The organism is Flavobacterium sp. LK-23 (assembly GCF_058135255.1).
Map to the genome: position 1 here is coordinate 12,775 of NZ_JBYUVT010000023.1, position 24,687 is coordinate 37,461.

The window sequence follows — 24,687 nt, forward strand, 5'->3', positions numbered from 1 at the left end:
ACCTTGTTAGGCTGATTTAAGAGTTGTAAAAAAACAATTGAAACCCACAAGGTTTGACAAACTTTGCAGGAATAAAACTAACTAATCAAAAATGACCACAAACCCACGAATGACTAACATTTCACAAAAACTATCCATCAAAGAAAAAATTGGATACAGCTTAGGAGATCTTGCTGCTAACCTCGTTTTTCAAACTTTGATGACCTATTTGGCGTATTTCTATACCGACATTTACGGATTATCACCAACAGATTCTTCGATCATTATGCTGATTGTTGGATTAATTGCCGCCTTTATTTTTAATCCGATTATTGGAGTTTTGGCAGACAGAACCAGTACCAAATGGGGAAAATTTAGACCTTGGATTTTAATAACGGCAATTCCACTTGGAGTAGTGGCGCTATTAGCCTTTTCAACTCCCGATTTCTCTTATAAAGGAAAAGTAATTTATGCCGTTGTAACTTATACTTTATTATTGCTTTTTTATGCTGGAAACAATCTGCCTTATTCTGCTTTGAGCGGTGTAATTACGGGCGATATGAAAGAAAGAAACAGTATGTCGTCGTACCGTTTTGTGGCGGTGATGTTTGCTCAGTTTTTTGTTCAGGTTTTCATGCTTGGCATTATCAAAAGTGCTGGAAACGGTGATAAAGCAATTGGAATTGAAAAAGTCATGACCGCATTAGCGATTATTGGAACGATTATGCTTTTAATTACGTTTTTAACGACCAAGGAAAGAATTATTCCGAAACCAGAACAAAAATCAAGCGTAAAAGAAGATTTAAGCGATTTAATCAAAAACAGGCCTTGGGTTATTATGCTTTCGCTGACGACTTTGGTTTTTGTGACTTTGGCAATGAAAGGCGGTTCGTATGTGTATTATTTTGAGAATTATGTTGATAAAGAACAATTAGCCATTTTTATTCAGCCTATACTAGATACTTTATCGAATATCGGATTGAATCATTTTGGGAATGATCCCGTTTCAGCAGGTTTTGGTTTATTCAATGCAGGCGGAATTATTTTTATGATTGTTGGTATTACCTTGTCCAAAAATCTCGCAGACAAATATGGAAAACGAAATGTTTTCGGCGTATTTTTATTCATTTCGACTTTGTTCATTATAGCATTCTATTTTTATCCTCCAACATCAATTAGTCTGATGTTTTTCTCCCAGATTTTACACGGATTTTTCTATGGAATAACGATCCCAATTCTTTGGGCAATGATTGCCGATGTGGCCGATTATTCAGAATGGTTAAATAACCGCCGTGCAACTGCGATTATATTCTCTGCAATGATGGTTGGACTAAAAACAGGACTGAGCGTTGGAGGTGCTTTAACCACTTTATTTTTAGGTTATTTCCATTACGTTCCCAATGCGCCAGAACAGTCTCAAACAGCCATAAATGGAATAAAATTACTAGTGAGTATTTTCCCTGCAATCCCTTTTTTAATTGGAGCTGGATTGTTGTTTTTCTATAAAATCAATAAAGAAATGGAAGTGCAGATTGAAACAGAATTAAAAGAAAGAAGAGCTTAATTATTTAAACAAAATAGAAGTATGCCTGAAGATAGCATTGAACACATTAATTTTGAAGAAATTAATGACCTGGCGATTTCAAAGCCTTTAGTATCCCATATGTACACAGCCGATCCTTCGGCACATGTATTCAACGGAAAAATTTACATTTACCCATCTCATGATATTGATGCTGGAATTCCGTTTAACGATAACGGCGATCATTTCGGGATGGAAGATTATCATGTTTTTTCTATGGAAGACATTTCATCAGAAGTAGTTGATAATGGTGTTGCATTGCATGTAGATGATGTGGCTTGGGCCGAAAAGCAAATGTGGGCACCAGACGCAGCACATAAAAACGGAAAGTATTATTTGTATTTCCCTGCTAAACGTGCCAACGGAATTTTCCAGATTGGTGTTGCCATATCAGATTCGCCAGTTGGGCCTTTTGTTCCCGAAAAAGATGCCATAAAAGGAAGTTACAGTATTGATCCAGCCGTTTTTGAAGATGAAGATGGTAGGCATTATATCTATTTTGGAGGAATTTGGGGCGGACAGCTTCAAAAATATCGAAACAATCAATACGATCAGGATAATGAAGAACCTCTGGCAAAAGAAAAAGCTTTAGGGCCAATTGTAGCTTTGTTGAGAGATGATATGCTCGAATTTGCTGAAGAACCAAAAGAAATTAAAATTTTGGATGAAAATGGAAATGAGATTCTGGCAGGCGATCATGACCGTCGTTTTTTTGAAGCTTCTTGGGTTCATAAATACAACGGAAAATATTATTTCTCGTATTCTACAGGCGATACTCATTTTATCTGTTATGCTATTGGCGATAATCCTTATGGGCCGTTTACGTATCAGGGAAGAATTTTGAATCCTGTTGTGGGTTGGACATCGCATCATTCGATTTGCGAGGTAGAAGACGAGTGGTATTTGTTTTATCATGATTCGAGTTTGTCAAAAGGTGTGACGCATTTGCGTAGCATGAAAGTAACCAAAATCGATTATTTAGAAGACGGTTCGATTATTACGATTGATCCTTATGGGATAAGAAGATTAATTGATTAAGATTTTTTGTATAAAAAAATTTCATAAAAATTACAATCGGTTGTGTGAGTCGATTATGTTTCTTTTTATTGCTTAGATTACAGAGGAAATGAAGATGCATATTAAAAGTTGCAAAGAAAAGTCATGGAGGGACGAAATATTTATAGAATTTTTAGAACATCCGATTGTAAAAGCTCCAGCGGGGCGATATATTATTTGTGGTAAATGTATCGCTCCTCTGGAGCTTCTAATCTGTTAGATTTGGAATTTTCTATAAAAATTAAGCTCTTCCAGAGCTATGCAAAGAAGGATGATAAAGATTACGGAAAAAGTTCTTCTGAAACGGTTTTGCGTGAGGGATAGCAGTGGAAAGCCCACAGCCGTGAGGGACGAACAGGCGAGGACTTGCAACGGATAGCCCGACCCGCCTTTTTCGGCGGGACACGCCCAAATTATTAGAATAAAAAAGAGCTTAAAAAAAATAACATATTTCATGTGAAAAATAATTTTTTATAAAAGTTTTTTAGCTACTTTAGCATAACAGAACGGAACAGAACGGTATGCTAAAAGAAGAAGAAAAATTTGAGTTTATAATGAATCACGAAAGTGATATTCCGAAGTATCAGCAATTGGTTGACGGAATTACGAATGCAATTGCGGAGAACATTTTGCAAAAGGGAGATTTGCTTCCGTCTGTGAATGTAATCTGCAAGACCTATCAGCTTTCGAGGGATACGGTTTTTAAGGCGTATTCTATTCTGAAAGACCAAAAAGTAATTGATTCTGTGCCGAACAAAGGCTATTATGTAGCAGGAGAAACGAGGAAAGTGCTTTTGGTTTTAGATACGTTTAAGGCTTATAAAGAGGTTTTATATCATTCGGTTGTAAATAATCTCCCAGATAATGTGATTATTGATGTGCAGTTTCATCATTATAATATTGATGTTTTTAAAACGATCATTAACAACGGAATAGGCAAGTATTACAAATATGTAGTGATGAATTTTGATCACGCGGCTATTGCTCCGGCATTATCAGCGATTTCAAAAGATAAGCTGCTTTTGATTGACTGGAACATCAGAGCTGATAAAACGAGTAATTATGTTTTTCAGGATTTTGGAAAGGCGTTTTATGAATCATTGAGAGAGGCAGGTGATTTGTTTAAAAAGTATAAAAAGATACAGTTTGTGTATCCAGATTTTACCAATCACCCGTGGGAAACAGTGGAGTTTTTTAAAAAATTCTGTGCGGATTTTGGTTTTGAATATGAAGTGCTTACAGATCCAAAGAAATTCAGCATCGAAAAAGGGATTGCTTATATCAGTGTAAGCGATAGGATTTTAGGGCACTTTTTAGAGCAATGCAAAGAGAAGGATTTTGAACCAGGGAAAGATGTTGGGTTTTTATCGTACAACGAAACCCCTATGAAGAAATTTATATACAAAGGAATTTCGGTTGTTTCAACTGATTTTAAAGAAATGGGAACCAAAGCAGCGGCATTTATTACGCATGACGAAGATACTCAGTGTTATGTGCCGACAAAATTAATAATAAGAGAATCATTGTAAGTATGTATTATATCGGATATGATATTGGAAGTTCTTCTGTCAAGGCAGCCTTGGTAGAAGCAGAAACGGGCAAAAAAGTAATCGTTTTGAATGAACCGCAAAACGAAATGGAAATCCTTTCGATTCACCCAGATTGGGCTGAGCAGGATCCTGAAATTTGGTGGCAGCACATTTGCACGGCAACGAAGAGAGCTATTAAGGAGGCTAATATCGACGCATCTAAAATTCAGGGAATTGGTATTTCGTACCAAATGCATGGATTGGTGATTGTGGATGAATCTGGAAATGCCCTTAGAAATTCAATTATTTGGTGCGACAGCCGTGCGGTTGAGATTGGTAATAAGGCTTTCGCCGAAATTGGAGAAGAAAAATGCATGTCGCATTTATTGAATTCGCCAGGAAATTTTACGGCTTCAAAACTGAAATGGGTTAAAGAAAATGAACCTGAAGTTTACAATAAAATCTCTAAGTACATGCTTCCGGGAGATTACATCGCTTTGAAACTGACAGGTGAAGTAACAACAACTAAAAACGGTTTGTCTGAAGGAATGCTTTGGGATTATAAAGAAAATAAAGTAGCCGATTGGCTTTTGGATTACTACGGAATCGAACAATCATTAACGCCAAAAATCGTTGAAAACTTTACGAATCAAGGTGTTGTTACTGAAAAAGCTTCTGCTGAATCAGGTCTTCCAGCTGGAATTCAGATTGTGTATAGAGCAGGAGATCAGCCAAATAATGCTTTGTCATTAAATGTGCTTCGTCCGGGAGAAGTTGCTGCAACAGGTGGTACATCAGGCGTTTTCTATGCTGTGACAGAAACAAATTCAGGAAAAAGTACTCGTGTAAACAACTTCGTTCATGTAAATTATGCTGAATCAAATCCGAGAGTTGGAAAATTGCTGAATATAAACGGAGCAGGAATCCAATACCGATGGATGCGAAACAATATCGGAAATGAATCCTATGAAGAAATGAATGAAAAAGCATCTCAGATAAATGTAGGTTCGCAAGGATTGGTTGTTATTCCGTTTGGAAATGGAGCTGAGAGAATGTTCAATAATAAAAATATTGGATCTCATATTTTAAACTTGAATTTTAATATTCATACCAATGCACATTTATTCAGAGCATCTTTGGAAGCAATTGCGTTTTCTTTTGTGTATGGAATGGAATGCTTGAAAGATGATAATGCAACTATTAATGTAATTAGAGCTGGAAATGATAATTTATTCCGTTCCGAAATTTTCTCTAATACAGTTGCAACATTAATTGGACATGAAATAGAAATTTACAATACAACCGGAGCAGTAGGAGCGGCGAGAGCAGTAGGCTTAACAGATGGGGACTTTGAAAAATTTGGTTCGGGAATTACAACAAACGACCACGTAATGACCTTTTTGCCTCTAAAAAATAAAGAGGAATACGAAACGGCTTATAAAAAATGGAAACAAGAATTAGAATTAATATTAACAAATAAATAAAAAAATCAAATGATAGTTTTAGGAGATAAAGAATACTACAAAGGTATTGGCCAAATTAAATTTGAAGGAAAGGAATCTGATAATCCGTTGGCATTTAAATATTACAATCCAGACCAAGTTGTAGCTGGAAAAACAATGCGCGAGCACTTTAAATTTGCTATCGCATATTGGCATACATTCTGTGGACAAGGTAGCGATCCATTCGGACCTGGAACACAGCAATTTGCTTGGGATGCTTCATCAGATCCGTATCAGGCTGCAAAAGATAAAGCTGATGCTGCTTTCGAATTTATCAGCAAAATGGGATTCGATTATTTCTGTTTCCACGATTACGATTTAATTGCTGAAGGAGCAACTTTCGCAGAATCAGAAAAACGTTTGGCTTTTATTACAGATTATTTAAAACAGAAAAAAGAAGATTCTGGAATTAAATTGCTTTGGGGAACTTCAAACTGTTTCTCGAACCCAAGATTCATGAACGGAGCCGCTACAAATCCTGACTTTAATGTTGTGGCAAGAGCTGGTGGTCAAGTAAAATTGGCTTTGGATGCAACAATCGCTTTAGGAGGAGAAAACTACGTGTTCTGGGGTGGTAGAGAAGGTTATATGTCTTTACTAAATACAGATATGGGAAGAGAATTAGACCACATGGCGCAATTCTTAGCAATGTCTAGAGACTACGCAAGATCTCAAGGTTTTAAAGGAACTTTCTTTATCGAGCCAAAACCAATGGAGCCATCTAAACACCAATACGATTTTGACTCGGCTACAGCAATCGGATTCTTGAAAAATTATGGTTTAGACAAAGATTTCAAAATCAATATCGAGGTAAATCACGCTACATTGGCACAGCACACTTTCCAACACGAATTGGAAGTTGCGGCAAAAGCGGGAATGTTAGGAAGCATTGATGCGAACAGAGGAGATTACCAAAACGGATGGGATACAGACCAGTTCCCAAACAACATTCAAGAGACAACAGAAGCGATGTTGGTTTTCTTAAAAGCTGGTGGATTACAAGGTGGTGGAGTTAACTTTGATGCTAAAATTAGAAGAAATTCTACAGACTTAGAAGATGTTTTCTTAGCTCACATTGGCGGTGCTGATACTTTTGCAAGAGCGTTATTGACTGCTGACAAAATTATTACTTCTTCTCCTTACGAAAAATTAAGAACAGAAAGGTACAGTTCTTTCGATTCTGGAAAAGGAAAAGATTTTGCTGACGGAAAATTAAACCTTAAAGATCTTTATACTATCGCTCACGAAAATGGAGAATTAAATCTTCAAAGCGGTAAACAAGAATTGTTTGAAAATATCATTAACCAATACATTTAATTGGTAAACTTCTACAGCAAACCTAACAGGTTTTAAAAACCTGTTAGGTTTCTTATAAAACTTAGTGAGACAAAAATCTAAGAAAAGTTAAATTTTTAAATGTGATAGCCATAAAGCGTTAAAAATATTTAAAAATGTTTTTTAGATCAAAACTTCGAAAATGTGCATTAAGATTATGGCTTTTTTTACATTAAGATTTAAGAAAAATAGATTGAAGGTTTAGTTACTATTTTTTGAAAATTGAAACGAATAAAAGGTCAGTTTGATAAAATAATAGTGAGTATTTTTTATTGAAGGTTTTTTGAAGAGCAAAATCAATCGAAATGCACATTTTTCACTTACTACAATATGCTGAGAACTTTGTCAAAGTTTTAAAACTTTGACAAAGTTTTTTTTACTAGAAATCAGACTACAATTAACCACAAACCAAAAAACTTATGAAATTTTTTATTGACACCGCCAATCTTCAAGACATTGAAGAGGCGCAGGCTTTAGGCGTTTTAGATGGTGTAACCACCAATCCGTCTTTAATGGCAAAAGAAGGCATTACAGGAAAAGAAAATATCCTGAAACATTATCTTAATATTTGTAATATCGTTGATGGCGATGTTTCGGCTGAGGTAATCTCGACCGAATTTCAAGGAATGATAAAAGAAGGAGAAGAATTAGCTGCTTTACATCCTCAGATTGTAGTGAAACTGCCCATGATTGGTGATGGTATAAAAGCGTGTAAATACTTTTCTTCAAAAGGAATTCGCACCAATGTTACTTTAGTATTTTCGGCGGGTCAGGCTTTACTTGCCGCTAAAGCAGGAGCAACTTATGTTTCGCCATTTTTAGGAAGATTAGATGATGTTTCTACTGATGGAATGCATTTAATTGCTGAAATTAGAGAAATCTATGATAACTATAATTATCAAACTCAAATTTTGTCGGCTTCTGTGCGACATACCATGCATATTATCAATTGTGCCAAAATTGGATCAGATGTAATGACTGGACCGCTTTCTGCGATAAAAGGTCTTCTGAAACATCCTTTAACCGATATCGGATTAAAGCAATTTGTAGAAGACGCGAAAAAGATGAATTTATAACCTTTTTCATTTCCTTTTTTATAGTTTAAAAACTCTCTTCCAGTTATTTGGAAGGGAGTTTTTTTATGAAATAAAAGCAACCGATTGTTAATCCTTTTGGTTTTGTAAGAATTATAATATTTTAACAATATGGTCTTGGTTTTCAGTTTATAACATTTATTATGTGAGCTTTTATAAGGGATGGCGAAAGATTTAATTTATGATGAATTTTTAGACAGTTACTACAACGTTTTAGTTTTTTTTGAAAAAATCTCATTTTTTAACATTTTATATTTTTTTTAAGATTTTGGATCAAATGATTTATTATCTCTAACGTTTTCGTGATATTAAATACTGTTTTTGATGATTGTTTAATATTTTGTAATTATTAATAAAGATAATTCTTTTTTTTAGCTTTATTTTTTTGAAATTAGGAATAAAAATTAACACAACCGATTGCGTGTTGTTGTTTTTTGCATATATTTGTTTTGACTATAAGCTATTTATTTGTTTGAAATGTTAAAATGAAAACGAGTAAAAAAGTCATCTAAAAAGAAAACTAACTAAACCATACTATTAACTCATTAAACCAATTATTTATGACTAACTTTTTAATTACTAAAAGCAGATCTAAATACTTTAAGAATTGGGGGTTCTTAATCCTGATGCTGGTATTTTCTGCTGCAGTAAATGCACAAATTACTGTTACAGGTACTGTATCTGATGGTGTAGGACCAATACCAGGTGTCAACATTATTGTAAAAGGAGCCAAAACAAGTACCGTATCTAATTTTGACGGGACTTACACCCTTCAAGCTATTCCCAATAATAGTATTTTGGTCTTTAGCTTTATTGGATACAAACCGTATGAAGTTGCAGTGAATAATAAAACTAAAATTGATGCTGTACTAGAAGAGAATTTAAACGACTTAAAAGAAGTTGTTGTTATTGGATACGGAACGGCAAAAAGAGCAGATTTAACAGGAGCAATTTCTTCTATATCTAGTTCTGCGGTAACACAATCTGTTTCTACAACTATCGATCAGGTACTGCAAGGCCGAGCGGCTGGGGTGCAGATACAGCAAAATAGCGGTACGCCTGGAGGAAGTTCTTCGGTACGTATTCGTGGTATAAGCTCTATTACAGGTTCTAATGAACCGATTTATGTAATTGATGGTGTTATTATAGATGGTAATTCAGGTTCTTTAAATACAAATCCGCTTTCAGGAATTAACCCTAATGATATTGCTTCTATAGATATTTTGAAAGATGCTTCTGCAACTGCTATTTATGGTTCTAGAGCGGCAAACGGGGTAATTATGGTGACTACTAAAACAGGTAGAAAAGGAGATTTGACTTTAAATTTTGACAGTTATGTAGGGTGGCAGCAAATGCCTAAAGAATTGCAGGTGCTTAATTTAAGAGAATATGGAACGCTGAAAAACACGAGATCAGATTTAGGAATCGTTCAAAGAGATCCTTATTTTATTCGTCCTGATTTATTAGGAGAAGGAACAAACTGGCAAGATGAATTATTTCAAACAGGTTTAATTCAGAGCTACAATTTATCTGCGTCAGGCGGATCTGATACTACTACTTATGCATTAGGAATGTCTTATTTTGATCAGGAAGGAACGATCATCGGTTCTTCTTTTGATCGTATGACCATTCGTGCAGTTGTGGACTCGCAAGTAAAGAAATGGATGAAAGTTGGAGTGAATTTAAATGCTTACAAAACCAATCAGGTCACTACAGTAAATGATGATTCGGTAATCTTAACCGCTTTAAAACAAACTCCAAACGTAGCCGCTAGAAATGCTGACGGAACTTTTGACGGGCCAGACACAACTGAATTCGTTCAAACCAATCCGTTAGGAATTGCAATGCTGAAAGATAATCATGGTAAAGACTACGGAATTAGAGGAAATGTGTATGCCGAAATTGGTTTTACAAAAGATTTAAAATTGAGAACCCAATATTCTATAGATTATGGTTTTGGAAACCGATATACTTTTAATCCATCTTATACTTTTGGAGCATTATCAAATGAAGTTAGAGAAGGATCAAGAACAAAATCTACGAGCGAAAACTGGATGTGGACTAATACTTTGACTTATAATAAAGCATTCGGAAAACATAATGTTAATGCACTGGTAGCTCAAGAATTTCAAGAGCAAAACTGGGAAAATCTTTATGGGTACCGTTCAGGTTATTTAACCAATGGAGCTACAGATTTAAACGCTGGAGACCCAACAACGGCTAGAAACTCAAATGCAAGTTCTACAAAATCGCTTAGTTCTTATTTTGCAAGAGCAACGTATACATTTGATGATCGATACATTCTAACAGGAACAATCAGAAGAGACGGATCTTCGCAATTTGCTGAAGGCAATAAATGGGATTGGTTTCCATCTGCTTCATTAGCGTGGAAAGTTTCAAACGAATCATTTTTAAAAGAAAATCAGACTATTAGCAATTTAAAATTACGTGCAGGATGGGGAGTTACAGGTAATTCAAGTGTACCAAATAATGCGTATACGTCTGTTTATGGCACTTCGGCAACCAATTGGGGAAGCGGGCAAATTGCAACTAATACTGCAAATCCAGACCTTAAATGGGAAAAATCAAACCAGACTAATATTGGTTTAGATATCGGACTTCTAGACAATAGAATTGAAATTACAACAGATGTTTATTATAAAAGAACAGATGATTTATTACTAAGATTATCACTTCCAGCTTATGTAGGAACAACGGGTCAAGGAGCTACAACACCGCCTTTTGCTAATATCGGATCTCTTGAAAACAAAGGTTTCGAGTTTACGATAAACACCATAAACATGCAGAGAAAAGATTTTCTTTGGAAGTCAAATTTCAATATCTCAATGAACAGATTTAAAGTATTGAAATTGAATTCAGAATCTGGAGTTTACGATCAGACTTTGCAGCAAGGTTCAGACGTAACAGTGGTTACTCGTACTGCAGTTGGGCAGCCATTAGGACAATTTTATGGCTATAAAGTAATCGGACGATTTGAAAAAGCAACAGATTTCTATTATAAAGATGCTACAGGAACAGTAAAACCAACAGCATTGCCGGAAGGAATGGTAATTGGTGAAAATGGCGTTTGGATTGGAGATTATATGTTTGAAGATGTGAATAAAGATGGAGTAATCAACGAAAAAGATGCAGGTTATATTGGAGATCCTAATCCAGATTTCACTTTCGGTTTCAATAATAGTTTCTCATTCAAAGGATTTGATGTGAGCATTTTATTTACAGGTTCTTACGGAAATGATGTTTTAAATTACCAAAGAAGATGGCTTGAAAACCCACGCGAGAATACCAATTTATTGAAGTCTGCTTTAGGATACGCGCAATTAGAACTAATCGATCCGAACGGACCAAACGATTATCGTAATGTGCAGATTGTGGGCGGAGATCCTTACATGCCTAGAATTGCAGCGTCATCAGCAGCTTCGGCTTCAAATTATCGTTTAAGCAACAGATTTGTTGAAGACGGGTCTTATGTAAGACTTAAGAATATTTCCATTGGGTATAATCTTCCTAAAGATTTGTATTCTAAATATGGAATTTCAAACATCAAAGTATATTCAAACATGCAGAATGTTTTAACCTTTACCAAATATAAAGGATACGATCCTGAAGTAGGAGCTATGTACCAAAACCAACTTCTAAATGGTATCGATAACGGACGTTATCCTTCACCTATGGTAACTACGCTTGGATTAACTGTTAATTTCTAAAAAACGCACAATGAAAACAAAGAAAATATTTTACACGGCTTTAATTATTGCATTGCCATTTGTTTGGACGAGTTGCAGCGACATTTTGGACGTTGAACCGAATGATGTAATTACAAAAGAGAACTTTTATAAAACGGAATCTGATTTTCAGGCCGCAACAGGTCCATTATACAATAAAGTATGGTTTGATTTTAATGATAAATTCTATTACGGATTAGGAGACGGACGTGCCGCAAACATGTATGCGCCTTTCTCAGATTATGTGTATCCGTTTACCGATTTAACAGAAACGGGACTAACAGGGCCTTTGGTTTCGGCTTGGGCATCTTTGTATAATGTAATACAGCAGTCTAATAATGTGATTATCGGAATTTCTGGAAGCGCAATGAGCGAGACTATTAAAAACAAATATATTGCTGAAGCTCGTTTTATGAGAGGAACAGCCTATTGGTATCTAGCTTCGTTATGGGGAGATGTAATTATTTCTACAGATCCGAGAGAATTGGTAAAAAATCCAATTGTAAACAAAAATCCTATGAAAGATGTTTACGAATTCTCAATGCGTGATTTAGAATTTGCGGCAAAATACCTTCCGGAAACTGCAGGGCAGGCAGGGCGTTTAACAAAATACAGCGCTTACGGAATGCTGTCTCGTGTTTACTTATCATTTTCAGGAGTTAGCGACAACCCAAACAGCGGAACCCGTAATCAAGAATACCTTGATTTGGCCAAAAAAGCGGCAGAAAAAGTAATGAGTTCTGGGCCTTACAGCCTAATGACCAATTATGAAGATCTGTTCATGATTGACAATAACAACAATACGGAATCTATGTTTGCATTGCAATGGGTTCCTAATGGAGATTATGGAGTAAACAATACGCAGCAGGCCTATTTTGCATTAGGTTCTGATATTACAGGAGACGATGCCGCTTGGGGATATTGGACAAGAGCTTCTTATAATGTTTTACAAGAATATGAATCAAAAGATCTTCGCCGTAGAGCAACTTTTATGGGAGATGGTGATCATTATGCAGAAATCAATAAAGCAAACGGAGGTTATACAGTAGATCACAGTGCTGATTTCTTAACCATTAAAAAAGGAGTTGTAGGTTCTACCAAAGACAATTCTAAAATTACGCGTATGAATTCTGCTTTAAATACCTACATGTTACGTCTGGCAGAGGTTTATTTAAATTACGCAGAAGCCGCTTTAGGAAACAATGCTTCAACTGCAGATGCAACAGCCATTTCGGTTGTAAACAGACTTCGTACACGTGCAGGTTTAGATCCTAAAACAACATTGACTTATGCAGATCTTGCACACGAAAGAAGAGTAGAATTATGTATGGAAGGACAATATTGGTACGATCTAGTTCGCAGAGCTTACTACAAACAGCAGGAGGTAATCAACTATGTGACTGCGCAAAATAGAGGAACAATAACTCCAATTTTGTATGACACAGCAACTAACACCGTTACAATTGATGCTTCAAAAGCGACAAGTCCGAGAGCAATTGGTGTAATCGATGCAACAATTTTCACACTTCCTTATCCAGAATCTGAATTGGTTCAGAATCCGTTATTGAGAGAAAATCCTGTTCCGTATCAGTTTACAGAAGAGAAAATAAAAGACTTATTCTAGTTTCAGAAATAAAAAACTAAAAGACATAAATATGAAATATATTTTAAATAAAAAGTATTGGGCACCTATTGCACTATTAAGCATGATGGTTTTCGGTATGCTATTTACTTCTTGCGACAACAACGATTCTGAAGGACGCGCAATGACCATTACAAAAGTGTTTTTAGAAGATGTAAATTCGACCGTACCAGATAGAGAAGTTAGTTTTGCCCGTTTAGGACAGTTATTGCGTATCGAAGGTTCTGGATTTGAAGGACTGAAAAAAGTTTATATTAACGGATATTCGACCTATTTCAATGTGGTTTTTGTTTCTAACAATTCAATGTTGGTAAGCATTTCTGCAGATACACCCATTACAGATGCAGATCCATCGGTAAGAAATACAATTCGTTTTGTAAATGATGCAAACGAAGTGACATTTCCTTTTCAAATCCGTTCAGGAAAACCGGCTATTTTAAGTATGTCGAATACAATGCCAAATCCCGGAGAGACAATTATTGTTTCAGGAACAGGTTTGACAGAAGTGAGTAAAGTAGTTTTCCCAGGGAATGTTGAAGTTACAACAGGAATCACTTCAGATGAAGAAGGAGAGTCATTTACAGTTGTAGTTCCAAGCGGAATCTCAGATTTAGGAGGTTCAATTTATGCAGAAACATCAAACGGAGGCGTTTACTCTCCAGCGTATTTTAATTTCAAAAAAGGTTTACTGCTTAATTTTGACGGACAAGGATCGCATGGATATTGGGGAAGTTCAACAAGCATGATCCAACCAGCAGATTTAGAGTCGGCAGCTTTAGGAACCGGAAATACATCTCAAGGAAAATACGCACCTCATCGTCCAGCTCGTATTGCTTCTTTTGATGCAGCAAAAAATCGTTGTTCAGAAGTTTGGACAGCAGGAAATGGAGTAGACAATTGGAGAGCGCAATTAACGCCATACATTCCAGCAAGTACGCCATTGGATAAAGTAGGATTTCAATTTGATATCTATGTGCCAGATGTTTGGAGAGATTCGGGTTTCTTAAAAATTTGTATGATCAATAATTTTAATGGTGGAGAATGGGCAGGAGCTTGTTACAATTATGTTCCTTGGATTAAAGATGGTAAATCAATTGGAGTAAATACAACAGGATGGATTACCGTTACCATTCCATTAAACAAATTCTACGCTTGGTCTAAAGAAGCATTTACTTTTGAAACTGTTCTAGCTTTTCGCGAAGCGGCAACGTATCAAAACTTTGGAATTTACTTCGAAAATTCTGATGTAAAACTATCTAATGTAACAGGAAGCGCAAGCGAAGTAGAATTTCCTTCAAAAGCAACTTCTGTAAAAGTCTACACAGACAATTGGAGAATTGTACCATTAGATACGCCAGTATACAATGATTTTAACTAACCCAACAGCCACAAAATGAAATCTAAATATATCATACCAATAATTGCTTCATCACTAATGATTTTGTCATCATGCGATGATAATTTGATGGAGTGGGGAAAAGACCCAGAGCACGGAGAAGTAACAGGAGCCGAACTTCCGTTGGCTTTAGTAGAAAAAATAAGCCGTTATGAACCTTTAAAAAACTATTCTGATTTTCCTTTAGGAAACGGAATCGGAATAAGTTTGTACATGAGCGATGCCAATTATAGAAAAATCGTAAACGAAAATTTTGATGAAGTAACGCCAGGTTACGAAATGAAGCATGGAGCAATGGTAAACTCCAAAGGAGAAATTAATTTTACCAACGTAGATGCCTTTATTGAAGCAACAAAAAGCGCAGGATTAAAAGTTTTTGGACACACCCTAATTTGGCATTCCAACCAGAATGCAAGTTATTTAAACAGTATTATTGCCCCAACAGTAATTCCAGGTTCAAGCGGAACAAACGTATTAGATTTAGCACCTATTAAAGACGGAAGTTTCACTGGTTGGGCTAGAAATAATCCAGGAAAAGGTATTACAACAGTTGCTAATGCTGGATTAACAAGTGCATCTGCGGCAATTCAGCTAGCTTCTAGCGCAAGTTCTTCGGCGGCTTATAGTCTTCAGCTGACCTCTCCGAATGTACCAATTGTTGGCGGGCATAATTACGAAATCTCATTTTATATCAAATCTGATGTAACAGGAAAAGGACGTATTTCATTCAATGCTTCATTAGCAAATCAATATCCATACAAAGATTGGTTTAGCACAGGCGGAACATGGACAGAAGCTTTTGCAACCACTTCTTCTTGGCAACAAGTTAAAATTAAATTAGCGCCAGGCGATTTTAAAGCAGGAAGCACAACTTTTCAGTTTAATTTAGATTTAGGATATCTTCCAAATGTAACGTATCTGATTGATGCTAATACGCTAGCAGTTGTCGATTTGGATGCTGCGACAGGGCCAGTTAATTTAGTTTCTAACGGAACATTTAATTCTGGAATAACAGGATGGAGCAAAGCCAATGGAGCAGCTGATGCATTAAGCGCAGCAGGAGCTTCAAATGCTTACGAAGGAAGTGGAGCTATGAAAGTAGTCAATGCTACATCTGACGCTGGAAACCAGTGGAAAACTCAGATTCAAACCACTTTTACTTCTCCATTAGTAGCAGGAAAAAACTATACCATTTCGTATATGATTCGTTCTGAAGCTGCTGGATCTGTAAGATGTTCGACAACTCCATCGGGTGTAGCAAGTTACCAAGGCGATCAGGCCACTACTACAACTTGGAAACAAATCGAGTGGAAAATCGCAGCAAAAGGCGGTGAAACAGGTTTTGGTTTCGATTTAGGAGGGGCGGCAGGAACCTATTATATCGATAATGTTTTGGTGACCGATGGTACAGCAACTGGTGGAGGCGCGACAGCTCCAGTTACAATTGAGAAAACAGATGCAGAGAAAACTAAAATTATTAGCGATGCTATGACAGATTGGATTTCTAAAATGATGACACATTATAAAACAAGCGTTTTCTCTTGGGATGTGGTAAACGAACCAATGAAAGAAGATGGAACTCTAAGAAACGGGACAGAAGGCGATACGGCTTCAGATTATTTCTCATGGATTAAATATCTTGGAAAAGATTATGCTGTAACGGCTTTCAAACTAGCACGTCAATATGGAAATGAAACAGATAAACTTTTCATCAACGATTATAACTTAGAATCGAGACTGGATAAATGTGACGGATTAATCGAGTACGTAAAATATATTGAAGAGAAAGGTGCTAAAGTTGACGGAATCGGAACACAGATGCACATTGGTTTAACTACAGAGAAAGATAAAATTGTCCAGATGTTTCAAAAACTGGCAGCTACAGGAAAATTGATTAAAATTTCTGAATTAGACATCAGATTAGGAACCGCAACACCAACAGTTGCACAGCAAGCTTCTCAGGCAGAAATGTATCAATTTGTTATTGATTCATACAAAAAATATATTCCTGCGGCTCAGCAATACGGAATTACAATTTGGGGAGTATCAGATAATTCTAAAGAACATGAATACTGGCTTCCAAATGAATCTCCGAATCTTTGGGATGCAAATTACGTTCGTAAACACGCTTACAAAGGCGCAGCAGATGGTCTTGCAGGAAAAGATGTGAGTTTAGGTTTCTCAGGAGAATTACAAAAACCTTAAGTATTTAATTAGTAATAATATCCATAGTGCAAGTCTGTAAAAGGGTCTGCACTATGGATTGTTTATTTTTCCTAACTTTTATCGCTCAAGATTTTATCGGAGCAAAAAAACAAATCAAATGGCTTTGAATCTTAAAACAAACCAAATAAACATTTTTACAAAAGGCAAATTGTTTCTCATTGCATTCTTGACGATACAGTTTGGGTTTAGTCAAAACATACCTCATCTTCAAAAGACAGGAAACAAAACACAATTAGTTGTCAACCAAAAAACATTCTTAATACGAGGCGGAGAATTAGGAAATTCCTCTGCAACCAGTACGGAAAGTATGGAGCCTATCTGGTCTAAATTGACCGATATGAACCTCAACACGGTTTTAACCCCGATTTATTGGGAATTGATAGAACCGCAAGAAGGCAAATTTGATTTTCAGTTAGTAGATGATTTGATTCTTCGTGCGCGAAAAGAAAACTTAAAACTCGTTTTTCTCTGGTTTGGATCTTGGAAAAACAGTATGTCGAGTCACGCGCCAGAATGGGTAAAACTCAACCAGAAAAAATACCCGAGAGTTAAAGACGATACAAATAAAAGTCACGAAATTTTAACGCCTTTCAGCGAAAATAATCTTCAGGCCGATTTGAATGCTTTCAAAAAACTAATGGCGCATATCAAAGATTTCGACCAAAAAGACCAAACCGTAATTATGGTTCAGGTTGAAAACGAAATCGGAATGCTGCCAACCGCTCGTGATTATCATGCTTTAGCGAATGCTGCATTTCAGAAGCCAGTTCCAGAGGAATTGATCCAATATTTAGAAAAAAACAAACAAAAATTAGTTCCTGAATTTTTAGAAATCTGGAAGAAAAACGGATTCAAAACAAAAGGAAACTGGGAAGAAGTTTTTGGAAAAGGATTACATACAGACGAAATTTTTATGGCTTGGTATTTTTCTAAATTCACCAATATTGTTGCTAAGGCAGGAAAAGACGCTTATCCAATTCCGATGTTTGTCAATGCAGCGTTAAATGCTCCAGAAAAAAAGCCAGGACAATATCCAAGTGCAGGACCGTTGCCTCATATTATGGACGTTTGGAAAGCCGCAGGAAATTCGATTGATTTTTTAGCGCCCGATTTTTATAATCCGTCATTTAAACAATGGAACGATTTGTTTACACGTCAGGGCGATCCGTTATTTATTCCAGAACACCGTTTTGATGAAACTGCACCTTTTAAGGGTTTATACGCTATAGGACATTATGAAGCAATTGGTTTTTCGCCATTTTCTATAGAATCTGTTGTCGATGCCAAAAAAGAACCTTTAGGAAAAATATACGATTTAGTGCAACAGTTAACTCCAACAATTGAAGCCAATAAAGGACAAGGGAAAATTGATGGTGTTTTGTTAGACAAAGAAAACAATACGCAAATCATAAAAATGGGCGATTACGAATTCACTTTCAAACACGATTATACCTTAAACTGGTCAGACGGAGCAAAAGCAGAAATTTGGCCAATGTCAAGTGCGATTATTATAGAAATCGCCAAAGATGAATTTTATATTTCAGGATCAGGAATTGTGGTTACTTTTAAACCATTAACGGAAAATGTAAACGCAGGAATTCTAAAAACCGATCAAGGCCGATTTGAAAATGAAAAATGGAAAACCATCAGACATTTCAACGGAGATCAAACCCATCAAGGGAGGCATTTGAGAATTTCAGTTGGCGATTACGAAATCCAAAAAATAAAATTATATACTTATGAGTAGGTTTTTTTCGCCACGAATTCACGAATTTTTTATTAAAATCTTTGTGTGTAGAGTGATTCAATTACACAAATTAATTTGTGTAATTGAAGATAATTAAAACACAAAGAAAAGAATTAGAGAAATTCGTGAATTGCTTCGCCTATTCGCTATCGCTCGGGTCGTGGCTAAAAAAAATAAAACAGATTATAATGAAAAAAATAATACTTGCATTTCTAATAACTCTTAGCATCAATGCTCAAATAAAACTTCCGAGATTAATTAGTGACGGAATGATTTTACAGCGTGATACAAAAGTCAGTATTTGGGGCTGGGCATCGCCAAATGAAAAAATCGAACTTGATTTTAAAGGAAAAAAATACGACACAACAACAGCTCAAGACGGAAAATGGTCGATTCAGCTTCCAACTCAAAAAGCAGGCGGACCTTATGAAATGACTTTAAAAGCATCCAATACAATTGTATTAAAAAACATTCTATTTGGAGATGTGTGGTTGTGTTCAGGACAATCCAACATGGAACTTCCAATGGATCGACTGAAAGACAAATACAAAGAAGAAATTGCAAAATCTGCCAATCCGAATATTCGACAATTTTTAGTTCCCGATGAATATTATTTTGCGAAAGAAAGAAATGATTTTTCATCTGGTTCTTGGGTTGAAGCAAATCCTCTAAATGTTTTGCAGTTTACAGGAGTTGGATATTTCTTCGCTTTAGAAATATACGAGAAGCATAAAATTCCAATTGGATTAATCAACAGTGCTTTGGGCGGTTCTCCTGCAGAATCGTGGATTAGCGAAGAAAGCATTAAAAAATTCCCCGAATATGAGCAGGAATATCTAAAATTCAAAGACGGAAAACTCGAAAAACAAATCGATGAAAACGATAGAAAAGTTAGTTCAAATTGGTATAAATTACTCAATGAAACCGATCTTGGATTGAAAGATAAATGGAGAAATTCGATCGAAACTTCAGATTGGAAGGAAATGAACATTCCAGGTTATTGGGCCGATGGTGAACTCGGGAAAATAAATGGTTCGGTTTGGTTTAAAAGGGAATTTGTTCTGGAAAAAGTAAAGGAAAATCAAGCAAAATTAATTTTAGGACGAATTGTTGATGCCGACTCCGTTTTTGTAAACGGACATTTCGTTGGAACAACTTCGTACCAATATCCGCCAAGAATTTATTCTTTTAATACTGATGTTTTAAAAGAAGGAAAAAATGAAATCACGGTTCGCATCATCAACAATTCTGGAAAAGGAGGTTTTGTAATCGATAAACCTTACGAGTTAATTGTAGGAGATAAAACTATTGATTTAAAAGGAACTTGGAAATACAAATTAGGTTCAAAAATGGAACCGTTACCAGGGCAAACTTTTGTGCGTTGGAAACCTGTCGGACTTTACAATGCTATGATTGCACCACTAAAAGATTATCCAATAAAAGGGGTTTTATGGTATCAGGGCGAAGCCAATACTAAAAATCCATCGGAATATGAACCTTTAATGGAAACCTTAATTTCTAATTGGCGTGCGCAATGGAAACAGGAAAAATTGCCATTTTTATTGGTACAGCTGCCTAATTTTATGGAACCCAAAACAGAACCAACAGAAAGTAATTGGGCAGCTTTAAGACAGCAGCAACTAAATACGCTGAAAGTTCCAAATACAGGTTTGGCGATCACAATAGATTTGGGCGAATGGAATGATATTCATCCTTTAGACAAATATGATGTTGGAAAAAGATTAGCGTTGCAAGCAAGAAAATTGGTTTACAGAGAAAAAAACTTAACTGTTTCTGGTCCGATTTTTCAATCGATGAAACAAAATGGCAATAAACTGATTTTAAGCTTTTCAGATATGGGTACAGGATTGCAAAGCAAAAACGGAAATGAGTTAAAAGAATTTGCCATTGCAGGAACAGATGGAAAGTTTGTTTGGGCAAAGGCAATTATTGAAGGTGACAAAATCGTAGTTTGGAATGATACCGTTTTAAATCCTGTAAAAGTGCGTTATGCTTGGGCAGATAATCCAGTTGAAGCCAATTTATACAATAAAGAAAATTTGCCTGCTTCGCCTTTTGAAGCAGAGTTGAAGTAGAATTATAGAGTTGTTTTTAAATCTCGCAAAGTCGCGAAGTCGCAAAGTTTTTTTCTTTTTAAGTAATTTTGCGACTTCGCGTCTTTGCGAGAAATTCTTTAAACCTAATAAAAACTTTACTTCAAATTCTCTACGAGCATTTTCAAAAAAGCCTTAACTGCTTTTTTCTCATATACTTCTTTCAAAGAAATCAGCATTGCAGTTCGGGTCATATTTTCTCCTTTTATTGGTATGGCGTACAAATCTTTTTCGTCTTCAATTGTAGTTTTCGTTAAGATCGTGTGCCATTTTCCCGTTTTAATTAATTCAAGCAATGTTGGAATATCATTTATTTCGATCGTAACATTCGGATGTAAATTGTTTTTTTCAAAGGCCTTGCTAATAAATTGAGTGGTGCTAAAACCACCAGCAGGCATGGCAAGAGGCAACGTACTAATTTCTTCTAGAGAAATGGTCTTTTTATTTTTTAAAGAAGTTTCAGAAGACGTAACCAAAGCCATTGGCGAAGTAAACAATTCTAGATACTTAAAATGTGCTTCAGAAGCAATTTCCTCAAAAGTTAGAATAACATCGAGCTGAAAATGATTTAGTTTTTGAATGAGTTCCTGCGAAGTTCCAAAGATAATTTCGAATTGAATTTTAGGATATTCGGAACTAAACAAAATCAAAGCTTTTGTAACGACATGTCGTAAAGCGTAGGTAACGCCAATGGCAATTTTTCCAGTTTCGAGTTTATTTAAATCTTTTAATAATTGAAGTCCGTCAGAAGCTTTATTGACCGATTGCTGCGCGTAAACCGAAAATAATTCTCCAGCTTCTGTCAATGTAATTCTTTTTCCAATTCGGTTAAAAAGCGGAACTTGAAGCTCGTCTTCCAATTGTTTAATTTGTTGCGATAAAGTACTCTGACTAATATAAAGCGCAGAAGCCGCTTCGGTAAAATTCAGCAATTCTTTTGCTTTGAGAAAATATTTAAGCTGACGAAGTTCCATTTCTAAATCGGTTTTATCGATTGATTATATCGAAAAATAAGGTTTTACAAATATAGAAATTCTTAAGAACTTTGCTTTGTTATACCATTACAAACAAAAGCAACATGAAAATTATAGCATTACAAGAAGGAAATTATATTGTCAATTCTCAAAAAGAGTTTCAGCTTTTAACAGAGCATACAATCGATTCTGGTTTAAAAATGGCGATTCAGCCTTTTGTTGTTATTACAGATCATGATGTTATTTTAATAGATTTCGGTTTAGGATTTGTCAATAATGGCGTTCCATTTATTTACGAAATGCTGAGAAAAAATGATATCGAACCTCAACAGATTACTAAAATTCTGGTTTCACATCTGCATAAAGATCATATCGAAGGAATCGGTTATTTTGAAAATAACCAATTTGTTCAAAATTTCCCAGATGCGAAGATTTACATTCAAGAACGAGAAATAGATTTTGCTTTAGAACAATTGCAAAATCCGTCGTACGTTCCTGAACTATTAAATGAGCTGAAAGAATTGCCAAATGTTGAATTATTAAATGAAGACAACGGACAAATTTCAGACGAAATTTATTTTGAAGTTACAGCAGGACATACCAAATTTCAACAAGTATTTTGGATTAAAGCCGATAACGAAATTGTTTTTTATGGAGCAGATGATTTGCCTCAAAAAAGATATTTAAAATTTCCTGTTGCCTACAAAACGGATTTCGACGGAAAACGTGCCATGGAATCTCGTAAGAAATGGGAACAGCAGGCAAAAGACGAAAACTGGAAAGTGCTTTTATACCATGATATGAAGACACCTGTTTTAGATTTTGCTGAAGAAAGAAGTGAGATGAAAGATGCTGTATAGAAGAAAGAATAGAGAAACAAGAATATAGAATATAGAAGTAAGACGAAAGATATTGAGAGATTATAGATGAAAAACATAGAAACAATTCCGGCTTTAATTATTTACGGATCATTGGCTCCAGGAGAATCCAATCATTCGGTTATGGATCCGATTAAGGGAGAATGGAAAAAAGCAATTATAAAAGGAAAACTTGAAGAAGGGGGTTGGGGCTCTTCTTTAGGGTATAATGGTTTTATTCCCATTAATAATGAAGAAGCCGAAACGATAAAGGCGTATGTTTTATTTTCAGAAGATTTGACTTCGCATTGGGATTATCTCGATGAATTTGAAGGTGATGGCTATACGCGAATTCAAACCGAATATGAGCTGGAAAATGGAGAAAAAGGAAGCGGATACATTTATGCTTTGAAAAGTAAGTAAAATAGATAATTACTTATTTATTGAATTTTTTTAAGTCGTCTTCAATAAGCTTAATTTTATCAACATTATTTACGCTTGAAATCAAAGAAGTAAAGTGATCGCCTCTTTCCGGATCACTTATTCTAATTTCTGCTAATAGATAATCGTTAATCCTTTTTTTATTGAACATTGACGAAAACAATTTACTTCTATACTCCTGTGGTAAAAGTTTTTCTTCTCTATTAATCCTCATCTTAATTACTGCCGTATCACAGTAATAATAAAGAACAACATTGTGTTGATTTAAATAATTATGTATTATGTCAACAAAAATGTTTAAAGTTTTAATTGAATTATACTCAATTTCATTATTCATCAATGTGATTGAAACATCAATTATTGGAATGCCGTAATCTATTCCGTTTGCAGAAAATTTGACAAAACTTACAAGATATTGATAACCTTCTTCAGTAATAAAAGGAATTTCCTTATCTAACTCCAAGATTTGTATATATTATTTAGACTTAGGGAAATAAATGTCTTTTTTAGCAATTAATTTTGCTTTGTTTTCTTCTTTTGAAGTACGAAGATTTCTAAAAAACTCTAATGTTTCTTTAGATGGTTTTGTAATATGTAACGGTTGTGTTTTCATAATAATGCAAAGGTAATTATTATTTTGAAAACTACAAATTTTGAGTAGTGTTGTAAGTCTTTGTTTATTAGTGTTTTAATTATTTTTAAGAAAGATTTTTATTACAATATAGCTTGATTAGGTTTAGTTTGCATTTTTTTTCTTGAAAACATAAGAAACAAAACACTCTTTACTTTTTCTTCCAAAGAAGTTCGTAAAATCGAGAACGCTTTGGTAATCTGCGCTTCAACGGTTTTGATAGAAACATCCAAATGTTCGGCTATTTCAATATTGGTTAAACCTTCTTTTTTACTTAAAATAAAAACCTCTTTGCATTTTGGCGGTAAATTCTGAATCTCTTTGTTTACCGCATTCAAAACCCTTTGAAAAGATTCAGAATCTTCTTCTTGAACAATTCCGTTTAAGGCATCATAATACGATTTTTCTAGAGAAAATAAAGACTGGTTTTTTCGGTACAAATCGATAAACTCATTATAAACCAGTTTGTAAAGAAAGCTTTTGAGCGAATGATCTACTTTTAGTCTTGTACGCTGTTCCCAAACTTTAATAAAAACATTTTGCACGATATCTTCGGCACTATAAACATTCTTTACCAAGCTGTTGGCATACACACAAAGTTTATGATGATAGGTGTCGATAAGGTACGTGTATGCACTTTCATCTCCATTTTGTAGAGACTCAATTAGAATGGTATTATCGCTGTAATCATCAATCTTCATAAAAACAAATATATAAATTAATAGGTTTTGAGGTTAAAAAGTAAACTGAATTTGCTCAAATCGACCTTTTTTTAGCCTTTCTATTTGAAAATTATTACAAATAAAAAAGGAAGAAAAATGCAAATATAAATCTTT

The 24,687-nt window shown here is 35.2% G+C and carries 18 protein-coding genes; 14 read left to right on the forward strand and 4 right to left on the reverse strand.

What is annotated here, in order from left to right:
* Positions 1-109: 109 nt before the first annotated feature.
* The 12 genes from AC3Y25_RS21915 (at position 110) to AC3Y25_RS21970 (ending at position 20,930) form a co-directional block, all read left to right on the forward strand.
* Positions 110-1,543 carry an MFS transporter gene (locus AC3Y25_RS21915; RefSeq protein WP_489904262.1) on the forward strand — a complete coding sequence of 478 codons (1,434 nt, stop codon included), beginning with the start codon at positions 110-112 and terminating at the stop codon, positions 1,541-1,543.
* A gap of 21 nt (positions 1,544-1,564) precedes the next feature.
* Positions 1,565-2,599 (forward strand): glycoside hydrolase family 43 protein, encoded by a 1,035-nt coding sequence (locus tag AC3Y25_RS21920; RefSeq protein ID WP_489904222.1) that lies wholly within the window; start codon positions 1,565-1,567, stop codon positions 2,597-2,599.
* 539 nt (positions 2,600-3,138) lie between these two features.
* Complete coding sequence (locus tag AC3Y25_RS21925) at positions 3,139-4,146, forward strand: GntR family transcriptional regulator (RefSeq protein WP_427872464.1); 1,008 nt, start codon at positions 3,139-3,141, stop codon at positions 4,144-4,146.
* Between the two features lie 2 nt (positions 4,147-4,148).
* Positions 4,149-5,630, forward strand: coding sequence for a xylulokinase (locus AC3Y25_RS21930; protein WP_489904223.1), 1,482 nt, complete (start codon positions 4,149-4,151; stop codon positions 5,628-5,630).
* A gap of 9 nt (positions 5,631-5,639) precedes the next feature.
* A complete protein-coding gene (gene xylA, locus AC3Y25_RS21935; RefSeq protein WP_489904224.1) occupies positions 5,640-6,965 on the forward strand; it encodes a xylose isomerase in 1,326 nt (441 codons plus the stop codon).
* A gap of 437 nt (positions 6,966-7,402) precedes the next feature.
* A complete protein-coding gene (gene fsa / locus AC3Y25_RS21940) occupies positions 7,403-8,059 on the forward strand; it encodes a fructose-6-phosphate aldolase (RefSeq protein ID WP_489904225.1) in 657 nt (218 codons plus the stop codon).
* A gap of 578 nt (positions 8,060-8,637) precedes the next feature.
* Positions 8,638-11,805, forward strand: a complete 3,168-nt coding sequence (locus AC3Y25_RS21945) for a SusC/RagA family TonB-linked outer membrane protein (RefSeq protein WP_489904226.1) — start codon at positions 8,638-8,640, stop codon at positions 11,803-11,805.
* A gap of 10 nt (positions 11,806-11,815) precedes the next feature.
* Positions 11,816-13,447, forward strand: coding sequence for a RagB/SusD family nutrient uptake outer membrane protein (locus tag AC3Y25_RS21950; RefSeq protein WP_489904227.1), 1,632 nt, complete (start codon positions 11,816-11,818; stop codon positions 13,445-13,447).
* Between the two features lie 31 nt (positions 13,448-13,478).
* Positions 13,479-14,843: a glycan-binding surface protein gene (locus AC3Y25_RS21955; protein WP_489904228.1), complete on the forward strand. Its 1,365-nt coding sequence runs from the start codon at positions 13,479-13,481 to the stop codon at positions 14,841-14,843.
* Between the two features lie 15 nt (positions 14,844-14,858).
* On the forward strand, positions 14,859-17,066 hold the full coding sequence (locus tag AC3Y25_RS21960; protein ID WP_489904229.1) for an endo-1,4-beta-xylanase: 2,208 nt from the start codon (positions 14,859-14,861) through the stop codon (positions 17,064-17,066).
* A gap of 118 nt (positions 17,067-17,184) precedes the next feature.
* The gene (locus AC3Y25_RS21965) at positions 17,185-18,834 is read left to right on the forward strand and encodes a GH35 family beta-galactosidase (RefSeq protein WP_489904230.1); all 1,650 of its coding nucleotides are present in this window, start codon (positions 17,185-17,187) and stop codon (positions 18,832-18,834) included.
* 188 nt (positions 18,835-19,022) lie between these two features.
* On the forward strand, positions 19,023-20,930 hold the full coding sequence (locus AC3Y25_RS21970; protein ID WP_489904231.1) for a sialate O-acetylesterase: 1,908 nt from the start codon (positions 19,023-19,025) through the stop codon (positions 20,928-20,930).
* Between the two features lie 116 nt (positions 20,931-21,046).
* On the opposite strand, the gene AC3Y25_RS21975 is transcribed toward AC3Y25_RS21970, so the two are convergent.
* Complete coding sequence (locus AC3Y25_RS21975; protein WP_095931306.1) at positions 21,047-21,922, reverse strand: LysR substrate-binding domain-containing protein; 876 nt, start codon at positions 21,920-21,922, stop codon at positions 21,047-21,049.
* Positions 21,923-22,026: 104 nt separating this feature from the next.
* On the opposite strand from AC3Y25_RS21975, the gene AC3Y25_RS21980 reads away from it, so the two are divergent.
* Both AC3Y25_RS21980 and AC3Y25_RS21985 read left to right on the forward strand, forming a co-directional pair.
* The gene (locus AC3Y25_RS21980; RefSeq protein WP_489904232.1) at positions 22,027-22,782 is read left to right on the forward strand and encodes an MBL fold metallo-hydrolase; all 756 of its coding nucleotides are present in this window, start codon (positions 22,027-22,029) and stop codon (positions 22,780-22,782) included.
* Positions 22,783-22,848: 66 nt separating this feature from the next.
* Positions 22,849-23,202: a gamma-glutamylcyclotransferase family protein gene (locus tag AC3Y25_RS21985; protein WP_489904233.1), complete on the forward strand. Its 354-nt coding sequence runs from the start codon at positions 22,849-22,851 to the stop codon at positions 23,200-23,202.
* Positions 23,203-23,215: 13 nt separating this feature from the next.
* Here AC3Y25_RS21985 and AC3Y25_RS21990 read toward each other — a convergent pair whose 3' ends face one another.
* The 3 genes from AC3Y25_RS21990 to AC3Y25_RS22000 form a co-directional block, all read right to left on the reverse strand.
* Positions 23,216-23,683, reverse strand: a complete 468-nt coding sequence (locus tag AC3Y25_RS21990) for a hypothetical protein (protein WP_489904234.1) — start codon at positions 23,681-23,683, stop codon at positions 23,216-23,218.
* A gap of 12 nt (positions 23,684-23,695) precedes the next feature.
* Positions 23,696-23,833 carry a hypothetical protein gene (locus AC3Y25_RS21995; RefSeq protein ID WP_379797128.1) on the reverse strand — a complete coding sequence of 46 codons (138 nt, stop codon included), beginning with the start codon at positions 23,831-23,833 and terminating at the stop codon, positions 23,696-23,698.
* Between the two features lie 101 nt (positions 23,834-23,934).
* On the reverse strand, positions 23,935-24,552 hold the full coding sequence (locus AC3Y25_RS22000; protein WP_427872479.1) for an RNA polymerase sigma factor: 618 nt from the start codon (positions 24,550-24,552) through the stop codon (positions 23,935-23,937).
* Between the last annotated feature and the right edge of the window lie 135 nt (positions 24,553-24,687).